The 13,770-nt window shown below is 60.3% G+C and carries 11 protein-coding genes, 1 pseudogene and 1 riboswitch; of the genes and pseudogenes, 8 read left to right on the top strand and 4 right to left on the bottom strand.

Annotated elements, in window-relative coordinates; all coding sequences use genetic code 11:
* The first annotated feature begins 144 nt into the window (after window positions 1-144).
* Window positions 145-228, top strand: a riboswitch (SAM riboswitch).
* Window positions 229-234: 6 nt separating this feature from the next.
* The 3 genes from AC1EKG_RS07640 (at window position 235) to AC1EKG_RS07630 (ending at window position 5,287) form a co-directional block, all read left to right on the top strand.
* Entirely contained in the window at window positions 235-1,284 is a 1,050-nt protein-coding gene (locus AC1EKG_RS07640) for a methylenetetrahydrofolate reductase (protein WP_070424943.1), read from the top strand.
* Window positions 1,285-1,381: 97 nt separating this feature from the next.
* The gene (metE, locus tag AC1EKG_RS07635) at window positions 1,382-3,745 is read left to right on the top strand and encodes a 5-methyltetrahydropteroyltriglutamate--homocysteine S-methyltransferase (RefSeq protein ID WP_004808079.1); all 2,364 of its coding nucleotides are present in this window, start codon (window positions 1,382-1,384) and stop codon (window positions 3,743-3,745) included.
* 174 nt (window positions 3,746-3,919) lie between these two features.
* Window positions 3,920-5,287 (top strand): YibE/F family protein, encoded by a 1,368-nt coding sequence (locus AC1EKG_RS07630; RefSeq protein ID WP_196793473.1) that lies wholly within the window; start codon window positions 3,920-3,922, stop codon window positions 5,285-5,287.
* Here the strand turns inward: AC1EKG_RS07630 and AC1EKG_RS07625 are convergent.
* Complete coding sequence (locus tag AC1EKG_RS07625) at window positions 5,208-6,116, bottom strand: LysR substrate-binding domain-containing protein (protein WP_040315410.1); 909 nt, start codon at window positions 6,114-6,116, stop codon at window positions 5,208-5,210. The two genes, AC1EKG_RS07630 and AC1EKG_RS07625, sit on opposite strands and share 80 nt — an antisense overlap.
* 71 nt (window positions 6,117-6,187) lie before the next feature.
* Here AC1EKG_RS07625 and AC1EKG_RS07620 point away from each other — a divergent pair, with 71 nt between their 5' ends.
* The 3 genes from AC1EKG_RS07620 (at window position 6,188) to AC1EKG_RS07610 (ending at window position 8,801) form a co-directional block, all read left to right on the top strand.
* The gene (locus AC1EKG_RS07620) at window positions 6,188-7,210 is read left to right on the top strand and encodes a YeiH family protein (protein WP_481067802.1); all 1,023 of its coding nucleotides are present in this window, start codon (window positions 6,188-6,190) and stop codon (window positions 7,208-7,210) included.
* Window positions 7,211-7,430: 220 nt separating this feature from the next.
* Window positions 7,431-7,742: a hypothetical protein gene (locus tag AC1EKG_RS07615; RefSeq protein ID WP_004808086.1), complete on the top strand. Its 312-nt coding sequence runs from the start codon at window positions 7,431-7,433 to the stop codon at window positions 7,740-7,742.
* Window positions 7,743-7,748: 6 nt separating this feature from the next.
* A complete protein-coding gene (locus AC1EKG_RS07610; protein ID WP_004808088.1) occupies window positions 7,749-8,801 on the top strand; it encodes a VIT1/CCC1 transporter family protein in 1,053 nt (350 codons plus the stop codon).
* Between the two features lie 84 nt (window positions 8,802-8,885).
* On the opposite strand, the gene AC1EKG_RS07605 is transcribed toward AC1EKG_RS07610, so the two are convergent.
* On the bottom strand, window positions 8,886-9,641 hold the full coding sequence (locus AC1EKG_RS07605; RefSeq protein WP_004808091.1) for a rhomboid family intramembrane serine protease: 756 nt from the start codon (window positions 9,639-9,641) through the stop codon (window positions 8,886-8,888).
* An 84-nt stretch (window positions 9,642-9,725) separates the two neighbouring features.
* Between AC1EKG_RS07605 and AC1EKG_RS07600 the strand changes: the two genes are divergently transcribed.
* Window positions 9,726-10,304, top strand: coding sequence for a pyroglutamyl-peptidase I family protein (locus AC1EKG_RS07600; protein WP_004808093.1), 579 nt, complete (start codon window positions 9,726-9,728; stop codon window positions 10,302-10,304).
* Between the two features lie 246 nt (window positions 10,305-10,550).
* On the opposite strand, the pseudogene AC1EKG_RS07595 reads toward AC1EKG_RS07600, so the two are convergent.
* Window positions 10,551-11,325 (bottom strand): annotated as a pseudogene (locus AC1EKG_RS07595) (dihydrodipicolinate synthase family protein).
* A 242-nt stretch (window positions 11,326-11,567) separates the two neighbouring features.
* Here AC1EKG_RS07595 and AC1EKG_RS07590 point away from each other — a divergent pair.
* Window positions 11,568-12,173, top strand: coding sequence for a FadR/GntR family transcriptional regulator (locus AC1EKG_RS07590; RefSeq protein ID WP_004808100.1), 606 nt, complete (start codon window positions 11,568-11,570; stop codon window positions 12,171-12,173).
* A 177-nt stretch (window positions 12,174-12,350) separates the two neighbouring features.
* Here AC1EKG_RS07590 and AC1EKG_RS07585 read toward each other — a convergent pair whose 3' ends face one another.
* Entirely contained in the window at window positions 12,351-13,715 is a 1,365-nt protein-coding gene (locus AC1EKG_RS07585; RefSeq protein WP_004808102.1) for an MFS transporter, read from the bottom strand.
* Window positions 13,716-13,770: the final 55 nt, after the last annotated feature.

The raw sequence follows: 13,770 nt of genomic DNA, 5'->3' as shown, positions 1-13,770 counted from the left end.
GAATACCTAAAGGTGACCGCCATGTGGACACTTTTACAGGAGTGTAGAAGAGCTAATTATCCAGCAAAAACACCGTCTGAGGTGCGAAGGGTTCTAAATTTCGGTTGCGCACGCCGCCGCGGGCGCTCTAAGCTACGAGTCAAATAGCCATCCAGAGCGGCCGAGAGATCTGGCTTGTTGACGCCGCAGCAACCCTTTAGCGGGTGCTAATGCCAGTTTCGATGGGAGAGACTAATGACCACGGCCCACCTCTACAAGGGTTACAAACCAGGCCAGCAAGTAGCGCATCCGACCGTTTCTTTCGAACTGTTCCCCCCGCGCTCAGCCTCGAAACTTTCCTCCATTTGGGCCGGAGTGGACCGCCTTATTGCAGCCGCCCCCGACTACGTTTCGGTAACTTACGGGGCTTCCGGTGCCAAAGTGGACACCCGCGACACTTCCGTGCGAGTACTGACTCGCGTCCTCGACCGCCACCCCGGTCTACCAGCGGTATCGCACTTGACCTGCGTGGGAGCCACCCGCGGCCAACTAGCAATGACCATCCGCCTGCTTTTGCGCGCGGGCATCCGCGATTTCTTGGCGCTGCGCGGGGACCCGCCAGCAGGGCAGAGCGAATTTGAAGTAGTACCGGGAGGGCTGGCTTCAGCAGCCGAACTGGTTGCCCTGATTCGCGAAATTGCGGCGGACACGCTCCCAGACGGCGTGGGCGCGGGACCAAACGGGGCCGGCGCCGACAGTGCTCCCAACCCGAAAAACTACGTGTCGATTGCCGTTGCGGCATACCCCGCCTCCTCTGGCGAATACCGGCGCAACGACATTGCCGCCCTGCTGGAAAAGGAACTAGCCGGCGCCGACTATGCCATCACCCAGGTTTTCTACGACCCGGACGAATACGCCTCGCTGGTACGCGAGCTGACCATTGCCGGTGGCCGCCTGCCGATCGTGCCCGGCATTATTCCGCTGACAGACCTGAAGCGCCTGAACGCCCTCGAAAAGATTGCGGGCGTTACTGTTCCCGAAGAAGTATCGCGCACCCTGCAAATCACGGATGCGCGCGAACGCGTAGCCAAATCCCTTCGCGCTACCTTGAACCTAATAGACGGGGTCTTGGCCGCTGGTGCGCCCGGAGTGCACCTGTATACCTTCAACAGGCCACGCCCCGCCCTCGACGTTGTCGAATATGTGCGGGCCTCAGGCTACCGCAACGGCCGAATGCCCAAGCGCGGTGAGATCGACACCGAGCTTGTTGACCTAGCACTGCATCGGCTAACGCCCAGCAACTAAAACACCGCGCGTCCCCCTGCAGCGGTGAACTACACCCAAAATCGCGACAAACCTACGTTAAATCGACAAAATTATCTGAAAAATTCTAAGGATTACCATGACTGAACAGCACTTCCCCTCCGCCTCCATCCTTGGTTACCCCCGCATCGGGGTACACCGCGAACTGAAGCGCGTGCTAGAAGATTTTTGGTCCGGCAAGACTAGTGGCGTGCAGCTGGTGGCAACTGCCAATCAGCTGCGATGTTCGCGCACTGAACGCCTCCATTCTCTGGGGCTAACCGAGGCCGGTTCCATTCCAGAAGACTTCTCTTACTACGACCAGGTGCTCGACATTATTGCGGCAACCGGTGCGGTACCGACCCGCTTTAGCGAGGAACGCAAGGCATTGGCGGCGGCAGGCCCGGACCTGTGGCATGCCTCCGACAGTTCCACGACCGCCGCGTTGGAAGCACTATTTACCATTGCTCGCGGTGAGGGCGCCCGCCCAGCCTTAGAGATGACTAAGTGGTTCGACTCGAACTACCACTACCTGGTTCCTGAAATCGGGCCGGAAACCAAATTCGAGTGGCTCGGCTCTACCCGTTCCCGCGCCGCCGCGCTGCTAGGAGAGGGTGTCCGCCCGGTTCTGGTAGGCCCCGTCACCTTCCTGCTGCTATCCAAGCCGTCGGAAGAAGCCGGCGAGGACTACGACATTCTGGCTCGCCTGCCCGAGGTACTTTCTGTCTACGAAGCACTGATCGACGACCTGGTTTCCGCCGGTGCCTCCTGGGTGCAATTTGACGAGCCGGCGCTGACCTCGGACCGCTGGGCATACTCGCGCGAACGCATCATTGCCGCCCTGACTGAATCCTACGAGCGACTGTCCGTTCGCGGAGCAAGCCTGCTGGTGGCGCTCACTTACGGGCATGCCTTCGATGCGGTAGAAGCGCTCGCGGCCACCAAGGTGCAGGCTGTGGCAATTGACCTGGTCAAGGGCAAGACCCCGGATGCGCAGACGCTAGCCGCATGGAACAAAGCTTGGGCGGGGAGGACGATTGCTGCCGGCATCGTGTCTGGCCGGAACGTGTGGCGCACAAACCTGCGTGCCGCCCTCGGCCAGCTGCGCGAATTGAAGGAAAACCTGGGGCAGGTACACCTGGCGGTGACTACTTCGACCTCGCTGCAGCACGTTCCGATCGATGTTGAAAAGGAAACGAAACTGGACCCGCAGGTGGCCTCCTGGTTGGCGTTTGCGGACCAGAAGGTAGAAGAAGTAGTTGCCCTGGCCAAGGGGCTTGAAGAGGGCGACGAAGCCATCGAGGCCGAACTTGCCGCCTCGGATGCGGCCGTTGAGTCGCGCCAGTCCCACCCGGGGGTGCGGCGGGCCGAAGTGCGCGAGCGTACCGCTGCCGTCACCGCTGCGGACCGCGAACGTGCACCCTACGCTGAACGTGCCGCCCAGCAGGCTGAACGACTGCACCTGCCGGTGCTGCCTACCACCACTATCGGTTCCTTCCCCCAGACGGTAGAGATCCGCAAAGCAAGGGCTGCCCACCGCCGCGGCGAACTGTCTGCAGCCGACTACGAGCAGGCAATGAAGGCCGAGATCGAACACGTAGTGCGCGTGCAGGAACGCATTGGGCTGGACGTGCTGGTGCACGGCGAGGCCGAACGCAACGACATGGTGCAGTACTTCGCGGAAAACCTAGAAGGCTTTGCCACCACCGTGAACGGCTGGGTACAGTCCTACGGTTCCCGGTGCACCAGGCCGTCGATCCTGTGGGGCGACGTGGTGCGTCCTGCGCCGATCACCGTAAAGTGGTCCTCCTACGCCCAGTCGCTTACCGACAAGCCGCTGAAGGGCATGCTGACCGGCCCGGTTACGATCATGGCCTGGTCGTTTGTGCGTGACGACGAGGCTCCCGGTGAGGTCGCAGACCAGATCGGCCTAGCACTGCGTGACGAAATTGCTGACCTGGAAGAAGCCGGCATCCCCGTGGTGCAGGTGGACGAACCTGCAATCCGCGAATTGCTGCCGCTGCGCAAGGAGAACGAAGAGGAATACCTCCAGTGGTCGGTAGGCGCATTCCGCCTGGCCACCGGCGGTGCCCAATCCAAGACTCAGGTGCACACCCACCTGTGCTACTCGGATTTCAAGACCGTCATCGACGCGGTAGACCGGCTGGACGCGGATGTCACCTCCATCGAGGCATCGCGTTCACGCATGGAAATCCTGCCCGCCATCCGCGAGCGCGGCTTCGAACGCGGCCTCGGCCCCGGCGTGTGGGACATTCACAGCCCGCGCGTACCGCAGGTTGAGGAAATAGTGCGACTGCTTCAGGCAGCCGTGTCCGGCCTCGGTATCGAAAAGCTGTGGGGGAACCCCGACTGTGGGCTGAAGACTCGAGCTTACACGGAAACCATTCCTTCTCTTGAAAACCTGGTAGCAGCCGCAAAGCAGGTGCGTCAGCGCCACCAGTAGGTTGTTGTGGTAGCAAGCGGGCGGTGTCCTTCCCTGAGGATGCCGCCCGCTTATTTGATTCTTCCGCGATCAGGAAGGCTCGCGGGCCGAATCTCTGCCACCAAGACTGGCTATCGGTATCGCCCTCACTTTTGGCGATGTCGAGGACGGGCGGCGTGGACGTAACATAGCGCCATGACTCATTCGCATAGGGCTGAGGGCGCCCCTGTAATATCCCACAAATATGCTTCTCATCTGCACGCTCACGCACATATGTCGGCCGCTCGAGCGAACGCTTCGACCTCGCCGGTGGCAAAATGGATGCTGCTCACCATACTGGGCGTAATTGCGATTGCGACCCTGGTGGGCTTGGTGGTGCTGTGGCCGAATGGGGCGCAAACCCAGGCGCTGCGGCAGGTACAGAAGAATTATCTGCTGGCGCCCACAGCCACCCTCGAAACGGTGCAAGTTGCCGGCCTGGATGGCAGTTGTGCAGAATCTTCCGTACGGCCCGAGGGCGAAGCTTCGGCCACTCCTTCAGCTTCTGCCGGGGAGAACGCGCCAGATTCGGTGGCCACCTCCCCGGCGGCAAAATGCCAACTGGCCCGCATAACAGTTTTGACTGGCCAGGATAAGGGGAAAACCAATCAGCTGCGTCTGGCTGGGCCAGCTGCCAGCGCCGGTATTAGCCCCGGTGACAGTCTGTCGGTAATGCGACTCGATACCCCGGCTGGCCCGCAGTATTCCTTCATGGGCGTGTACCGCACCCACATGATTGGCGTCTTCGCAGCCCTATTCGCCCTCGTAGTCCTGGCAGTGGCGCGCTGGAAGGGGCTATTCGCCCTGATAGGGCTGGCGATCGCAGGTGCCGTCCTCCTGCTGTTCATGCTGCCATCGTTGGTGTGTGGCAATCCTGGAGTGTGGGTGGGCCTCGTCGCCGGGGCTGCCATCATGTTCGTCGTCGTGTTTATAGCGCACGGTTTCTCGTTACGCACATGCGCAGCGTTGGCGGGAACGCTCGGAGCGCTCGCCATTTCCACGGGCCTTGGCGCTATTGCGGTTTACGCCGGTCGGCTGTCCGGGTTCACCGACGAAACGGAACTGGGACTGGCTGCGCGCGTGCCCGGGCTGGATTTTCGGCAATTGGCGGTGGCCGCCCTCGTATTGGCCGGGGTGGGCGTGCTGAACGACGTGACTATCACCCAGGCCTCTGCCGTGTGGGAGCTACGCGCGGCGGCACCGCACTATTCGCGATGGGCGCTGTATCGGGCGGGCATGCGCATTGGCCGCGACCATATTGCCTCTACTATTTACACGATCGTGTTTGCCTATGCGGGGGCGGCGCTTTCCACCCTGCTGCTGCTGGTTATGTTCTACAACCAGTCGCTGGCCTCGCTGCTTGCCTCAGAGGACATTGGCGCCGAGGCGTTGCGGACGCTCGCGTCGGTGACAGGGCTGGTCATAGCGGTACCTCTTACTACGGCTATTGCTGCGGCGGCGGTAAAGAGGGCCGACTTGCCTGCACAAAGTGCGCTGCCGGGCCGACCGGGGCATTCCCGCTAGCCCAGATTGCGCGCAGCGGGCGCCGCAGCCGGTGGGCGTGTGCCACTGCGACTTCCACGATCGTGCCCTGTGCGAGGGCGGGCGCGGCGCTGCGTTTAGAGATTACGGACGGCCCTGCCCCGGCAGTGACTGATCCGATCACCGCCGCGTTTGAGGAAGCCACCATGGCGGGGGCGGTGATTGGGAAATCGGCCAGGGCAAGTTCAAGCACTTGGCGGGTGCCTGATCCTTGTTCGCGCACAACTAGTGGGGTACCCGCCAGCTGTTTTAGCGATACGGGTGAGCGGCGGTGAGCCCACGGGTGAGCGGCAGGGCAGATCAGTATTAGCTGGTCGTGCCCTATTAGTTGAGTGTGTAGCCCGGGGCGGACCGTGGCGGATTCGATTAGTCCCAGGCGGGTGTCACCGGCCAGGATGCGATCCATGATGGTGGTGGAATTGGCAACCTCCATGTGGACGCTCACCTGCGGGTATGCGGCTTGGAAGCGGGCGAGCCAGGCGGGTGCGTAGCTTTCGGCAATAGTTTGGGAAGCCAGCACCCCTAGCTTGTTGTGTACGGCGTGGTCTAGCGATGCCATAGCTGCTTCGAATTCGCCGGCGGCGGCCAAAAGAGGGCGTGCCCAGCCGGCTACCAGGGTGCCGGTCGAGGTCAGTTTGGACCCGGAAGAGGAGCGCACCAGCAGAGGGCGGCCAATCTGGCGTTCCAAGCGGGCTAGAGCACGCGAAGCGTTGGGTTGGGCCAGTTGCAGGGAGGTGGCGGCTTTTGAAAGGCTCCCCAGCTGTTCAACTCGCACTAGCAGGTCCAAGAGCTGCAGGTTCGGCATAGGCATATCAAAACTATATGGCAGTGGTGTAAAAATGAGTATTCCATCCCCGCCCCCGGTGACCGATAGTTAGGGTTGTGAATGCTGTTGCTACAAAAACAAAAGAAATAATTAAGAAGAAAAAACGTTATCGCGTCCGCGAATTCCTGCCCGGCCTAGCGTTTACCGGTGGAATCACCCTAGCGTCCATGGCGATAAATAAGGTCGTTCCTCTAGCTAGCGCACTGCTCATAGCCATTGCCCTCGGCGTGATCGTGGCGAATACCAGGCCGGTGCCCGAACGCTTCGGTCCCGGCATAGCGCTGTCGGCAAAGCGCCTGCTGCGCCTGGGAATCGTGCTGTTGGGCCTGCAAATCTCGCTAGCCACCCTGGCCGCCCTCGGCTGGAAGCGCCTGCTTTTGGTAGTCGTGATCGTGACGGTCGGGGTCACCTCGACCATGCTGATCGGCCGCGCAATGGGAATGCCGATGCCGCTCGTGGGCGTCATCGCGTGCGGCTTTTCTATTTGTGGCGCCGCGGCCGTGGCCGGCTCGAAGGATGTGGTGCGCTCCTCGAAGGATCAAACCGCTACCGCGCTCGCCCTCGTAGTCGTATATGGCACTATCTGCATTCTCGTGCTGCCTGTACTGGCGGGGCTGTTCGGCCTCGATCCCGTGACGGCAGGCATCTGGGCGGGCGGATCCATCCATGAAGTAGCGCAGGTGGTGGCTGCCGGCGCCGCGATGGGGGAGAAGGCCCTGGCCACCGCCGTTGCGGTGAAGTTGGCGCGCGTGATCTGCCTGGCCGGTGTCGTCGCCGTCCTCGGCGTCCTGTTCCGGAAGAACGGGCAGGGTTCGGACAAAGCTGCACCACTAGTGCCCCTGTTTGTGGTCGGCTTCCTGGCCATGGTGATCCTAGGGTCCGTGATCAGCCTGCCAGCCAGTGTCCTAGCCGGCGCGAAAGTGGTGCAGACTGCCGCGCTCACAATGGCGATGGCCGGGCTTGGCCTAGGCATCCGCGTTCCCGAACTGATCAAAGTGGGCCCCAAACCCGTCCTCTTAGGGCTGATCGCAACCGTGGTCGTATCTACGGTGTCACTGGGCGGATCCCTTATTATCTAACCTAAATTTTGCCCGAGGGCGAGCCACTTCCGGCGCCCTCGGTCTTCGATCCAGCTTGTATGTCTTCCGCGGGCTGAATCACACTTTACTAGCCTAATTTGGGCGGAAAACGCCCTCTCCTGCGGCAAAAGTGTTTCGCGGGTTACCTAGAAGTAAAGTTCGCCCTCCCTAGTTTTCCTTGCACCCGGTAAGGTTGTTTTTGGCTGACATAGGAGGAAAGATGAAGAAGTTTACTTTGGGACTGCTTGGCTTGGGCGCCGGTGTCTACTTTGCTCGCCGCGAGATGCGAAATAATCCGTCCGGGCCGGTTGCTCGTGGCGTACACGCCGTAGCGGACAACCCGAAGGTGCGCGAAGTGTCCGAACAGGCCTCCCGGAAGATCAACCAGGTCGTGTCTGAGCAGGGGCAGAAGGTGACCGACAAGGTTGCCGATCACATCAAGGACCGCCTGTTTACCCCTCCGGCCCAGCAGGGCGGGCAGGCCCCCCAGTACGTTGACGTCGAGGTCGAAGAAGTTTCCGAGCAGAAGTAAGCGGACGTGGAATCACCTACTAATGCTGAGATAAAGAAGTGGCGGCGGCATCTTGCCAGCGAAAGGCAGGAGGCCGCCACCTATTCTTATTTGGCGGGAAAACGCTCCGGAGTCGAGCGGGAAGTGCTGTTGAAGCTGGCTAAAGCTGAGCAGCGACACGAACAGTACTGGTTGGACAAACTGGGCTTGCACGCCTACCCGGCGCCTATTCCGCCGTTGCGCACGCGCATCATGGCGGCCTTGGCGCGCACGTTCGGATCCGTGTTTGTGCTAGCCCTGGCCCAGTCTGCCGAAGAAAGGCAGGCAGCCAGCGAGCCGGAGACGCCCGCGCAGATTAGTGCGGACGAACGCGTCCATTCCGAGGTAGTGCGGGCCCTGGCGGGCCGCTCTCGCATGCGCATGGCGGGTACCTTCCGTGCCGCGGTGTTCGGGATGAACGACGGGCTGGTGTCGAATCTTGCCCTGCTGCTGGGGGTTGCCGCCGCCGGGGTCAGTGGTTCCACAATTTTGATCACCGGCCTTTCGGGGCTGTTAGCCGGCGCGCTGTCAATGGGTGCTGGCGAGTACGTGTCCGTGCGCTCGCAGCGCGAGCTGCTGGAGGCGTCCAACCCGTCTCCCGCCACGGCTGAGGCGGTACCGGAGCTGGATTTGGAAAGTAACGAGCTCGCCCTCGTCTTCCGCGCCCGCGGTATGGAACCTGACCAGGCCGAAGAGCGGGCCCGCAAGATGGTGACGCAGATTGAGGCTGCTCGGCTGGCGGAAGAAACTCAGACTGATGGGTTCGAAGAGGTCGGGGATGGGTGGAAGGCTGCCCTGTCTTCCTTCCTATTCTTCTCGGCCGGAGCCATTGTCCCAATCATTCCATTCCTGCTGCCGGTTTCGCGCGGGTCAGCTATGGCGGCGGCTGTGTGCCTGGTAGGGGTCGCGCTGCTTATCACTGGCGGTTTAGTTGGTTTGCTATCGGGGGCAAGGCCGGCACCGCGAGCACTGCGGCAGCTGGCAATTGGTCTGGGAGCGGCAGCCGTGACGTTCGTTATTGGTGCGCTCACGGGCAGCTAAGCGCGGTACGTATAGCAAAGGCGGTGCGGATCCCTAAGTGGGGTCGCACCGCCCTATTTATTGGCGTCCGCTACCGCCGGCACGCTAGTGGCGCGGCGGGAAAATCTGGGGTTGGTTCTGAGCAGCCTTGAGCTGACGCGCCTCGTTGCCCTCGATAATGATGGCGGCCAGGACCCCGCCTACGGCCCCTAGCAGGTGGCCCTGCCAAGATACGTCGGCGCGGGGGATCAGGCTGAACAGCATTGAGGATCCGTAGAAGATCCCGACGGCGACCGCGACGCCGATGCGGCCCGCCCTCTGGCTGGAGTTCTTTTCCACAATGGCGGCTGTGATCAGGTAGCCGAAGTAGGCGAACACGACACCGGAAGCACCCACGGTCACGGAATTTTGTGGCGAAAGTAGCCACACGCCGAGGCCTCCAACAACGGTGCCGGCCAGGGATACCCACAGGTAGCGGGCCTGACCTTCCTTGGAAATAAGGGTTCCTAGGATTAGGAACGGCCAGGTGTTATTCATTATGTGGGGGAAGTTTAGGTGTTCGAACGAGTAGGTGAAAATGTTCCACAGCGAGGACATGCGGCCGGCATGAATCCCCAGTAAGGCGGTCAAATCGATTCGCGTGACGGACTCAAAAATATATATGCCCCACATGAACGCGAGTAGTACCAGGACGGGCACGGCGGCCTGTTTCAGGGACCGATTCTGTTGGTAGGCCGGCCCAGAAAGTGCCTGATCGACCGGTTGCACGTTGAAGCGTGCCGTGTTGAACGGGTCGATTGGGGCTTTTTGTTTGGGGTCCCAGTTTGCCGGGCCCGAGTTATCCCAGTTAGATATGCGCATGTTTAAACCATAGCGGCAAATCGCTAAAATCAGGGTGATAGATAGCTACAAGCTAAAGCGGCGGCGCTTGGAAATGAGGATGAAATGACTCGGATCATGTTGGCTGGCTTTGATGCCAAAGCCGATGGGAATATTACGCAGAAGTTGGTGGAGGCCCTGGATGGGCGCCACGAGGTAGTGCCGCTCATTCTGCCGCAGGAGGCACAGGGCGCGCGAGCCCTACTGAAAGAGGTAGCTGACAACACTGCGCCCGACATCATTGTGACTTTGGGGTTCGTTGGCGCTGAGCAGCCGATTGCCGTAGAGCGCTTGGGCGTAAACCTGCTTGACGTTGCGCAGGGGGATGACCAGTACGCGAGCGCCGAGTTGCTTGACGCGGACGGGCCGACCGCCCGGTTGGCAACACTGCCATGGCGCGATATCGTGCACCAGCTTTCTGGTGAAGGGTATGCAGTGCGGGCATCGTTGAGCGCGGAGGCCGAATTCCAGAACGCGGCGCTTTATGCGGCCCTCGAATACACTCACGACCACGAGGGCACCATTGGTGGCATGATTCGATTCCCAAGCGTTGGCGAGGACGAGTTTGAGGGGCAGCTGCGGGCGCTCGAGATTGCCTTGTACGAGGCCGATCGCGTCATTTGGGCAGCCAACCACCCCGAGTGATAGCTTCTGCGGCGGGCTTTAGGGCGGTTATGCGCACCCCTCAGGCTGAGTCCCGACTTTATTTCTCCCTTATCGAGCCGGTCGCATACTTGCACCCGGGATGCTGCTCGCCGACTTGCGCGAAGCGTTCAAGCCCGACCTTTCCCGTGAGAGGAAGGCCGGGCCTGTAGCCGATATGTCGGAAAGCCGAAACAGTTAGCGGGACCTGCGCCGATTTTGGTGCCGCCAATGTCTAAGGCGGCTACCCTAGTCATCCAGGAGTCCTGTCTGGACCAGAATTTGGCGCACTAACTGCAAGTTCTTTCCTTCAAGCGCATTGACCGGGTCCGGCATCGTGTTGGAGGTGAACACTCCGAGCAACTTCATGGCTGTCTTGAATGCCCTAACCCCGGCGCCGAAGCCGGATACTCCTTCGACGACGCTAGTGATGCGCATGAGTTCTGCTAAGCGTTCCTGTTCTGCCCGGACCGTTTGCCAGTCACCTTGTTGGTATGCCTGTCATTGGCGGACGTAACCATGCGGGGCAATGTTGCCTAAGCCGGGAACCGAACCGTCTGGCCCGGACATGTATACCCCGTCGACTACTACTTCATGGCCGGTAAACAGTGCGAGTGGGTGCCCCGCCTTGTCGTTGTCAGCAACCAGGAAGCGGAATGCTACGTCATCGCCCGAAGAGTCTTTTACGCCTGCGATTACCCCTTCCTTACCGAGCTTGATTAGAAAGTCCCCAGGAAGTTTTACGTGTACGCAAACGGGGATGTCGTAGGCGAAAATGGGCAGATCGATAGCCTGGTGGATTAGCCTGAAATGCCGTTCAATCTCGCTTTGCCGCCGAGGGCGTAGAACGGTGCGGTAGCTACTATTGCGTCGTAGCCGAGTTCCTTTGCCATTTTTGCGTGTGCATTACTCCCGCGTCGATCATCCTGTCTATTGATTTCTTGAAGCTCTTAGTATCAAGCTGGCCGGATTCTGTAAGGGGAGTAACTACCGGTGGGATGACACCGCTGAACTTGGTCATTATTGGTTCCTTCTAACGCGAGGACCCGTAGCAGGGGAAATCTTGGGGTGCCGCCTGAGGGTTTCTGAGCTACCGGCCTGGGATGTTGCACGGCTATCGAACACCGCTGTTCGATAGGTAGGTTGTCTGACAAATTGGTAGAGTGAACTTGCCTTCACCGCTGGGCTGGTGACGCGCGAAGAAGAAAGAGAATGATATTCCTATGAAAAAGCACGCCTGAGGTTCTGTCCTCGCTGCCCCCATCGTTGACCGGGCACGAACAAACGAAACTTGAGCAACGTTTTGCTTCGCGCACCGATTCGGCGATTGACGCAGTTCAGCAGTACATCATTTCTCAAGAATTAGGGCCCGGAGACCCGTTGCCCACAGAGGCGGAGTTGTGCAAGTTACTGGGTATGTCGCGCTCCTCGGTGGGTAAGGATTCGCTGTCGACGTTAGACGAGGTCGTAACTTTGCGTAAGTACCTTGACTTGGGGGTGGGCCAAGAGCTGATTCACGTCAATCAGACGCAAAACGCTGTAACCGGGCATTTGCGCCAGCTAGTGGCAAAGATGGTAAAGAAATCGGCGGCAGGAAAGGCATATATCAGGGAAGATATCGCTTTCCATAGGGGGCTCATCGCCTGCCTGGATAACAAGCTGCTAGACGAAACGATGAGTGCCATGTGGATGATCCACATGGCGGTCGTCCCCTCGCTGCCGGCAGATCTAGACGGGTTGGTAGCCACTGCAAGGGCCCATGGGGCGATGCTAGAAGCCATCGAGAAGGGGGACGTGCAGGCGTACAATCGCGCTGTCGAAGACCACTACCAGCCGCTGCGCTCCCGTATGAGTATTGCGGAAAAGAAGTAGAAACCTCCGGGCTTGTTTTTTTGGGGGGTCGCAAGGCGGCCCACTATTTGGCTACGGGGGTCGGTTAGGCTCGCGAAACTTCCCCTGGTTTCGCGTCGGCGGTTGCTGCCTAGCTTTACCAAGGCTTAGACGCGCCGGCCGTCCCTGCCGAGGTCGACGCCCTCTAGGTGCTGAATGTCAGTCCAGCGCCACGCCTGCTGTTTCGCGGGCGCGGGTGAACAGGAATCCGCCAACGAACAGCAAGATGCCAAAGAGAAGGAAGGGGATGAAAACGATCTGCGGGGTTAGCTTGCTGGATCCGATCATCCATCCGACCAAGTAGGGGCCCATAATTTTAGCGGTGGCACCAATGCCATAAGTCATTCCCACGCCCGTGGAACGTGCGGCGGCGGGGAATTGCTCTGCCCCGAAAGCGTTCAGGAACCCGAAGGAGCCGTCCCCGAAGGTCATGGCAAGGAGGATGCCGCCGAAGAAAATCAGTCCGGCAGCATGAGTGCTCACCATTCCGGAATCTGCGGCTTTCGCAGAGAAGGCAGCGATCAGGCAGCCGGTTCCGCCTAGCCATCCCCAGATCAGCAGGGTGCGTCGCCGCCCAATCCGATCCGACATCCACGCTCCCAACAATCGGCCAGCCAGGTCCACTGCGGATACGCCCATGAACATGTACACGACGGTGCCGGTGTCGAAATTGAAGGATTCACCAAGTAAAGTCTGCCCCCATGACTGGATGGTGAAGCAGCCGAGCAGGAAGCAAAAAGAGGCGGCGGCGATGATGACCAGCTCGCGCGGGTATTTGCGCACGATAAGCGCGTAGGAAGTCTTTTCTTTAGCCGGGGGTACTTCGACTGTTCCGACTTGCTTATGGGGAATCTGCATTGCCCATGCGTACGCGTCACGGGCGGCGTCGTACTTCCCTCGCGTGGCCAGGAAGCGAGGCGACTCGGGTACGGAGTATCCCCACAGCAAAATCACGATGGGGGTGCAGCCGAGGGCAATGAGCCCCTTCCAGCCGAAAGGCTCGGCGAACAGCTTTGTTGCCAGTGACCCCAAGAATAGTCCCAGCGGGATGAATACCGATGTTAGTCCTGCAAGGAGGCCGCGTTGGCGGGCGGGGACGAATTCTTGCACGAACGGTAAGGAGGTGATGTTGAGCCCGCCCACGCCGACGCACACGCCCACGCGGTAGAGGCTCAGCAGGTGCCACTGTCCGGGTTGAATCGTCAGGGTTGCTGCCGTGAAAGCGACCATTACTACGATGCACCACATGAATGCGTGGCGACGACCAAAGTGGTCGGCCATGCGTCCCCACACCAGTGACCCGAGGACGGTGCCCACCCCCGAAGATGCAGCAATAATACCCGCCTGTAGCCCGGTGAGGTCCCACCCGGGCGTCCGCATGAGCAAGGCGATAACGAAGCCGATCAAAAAGAGGTCGAAAAATTCGCAAATGTTACCCGCGATAGTTAGGCCAATCAGCGATTTCTGGTTGCGCGTAAGTGGGCGAGTGTCTATCTGCTCGGCTGCGGTTGGCTTTTGTGTCACTCTCCAATAATGTCCCCCACCTTGCATTACTTGCACGGTGGGGGACCAAATGCGC

The organism is Winkia sp. C0117E2, from assembly GCF_056590455.1.
Note: the sequence above shows the minus strand (reverse complement) of the source record. Positions and strands in the feature narration are given on the sequence as shown.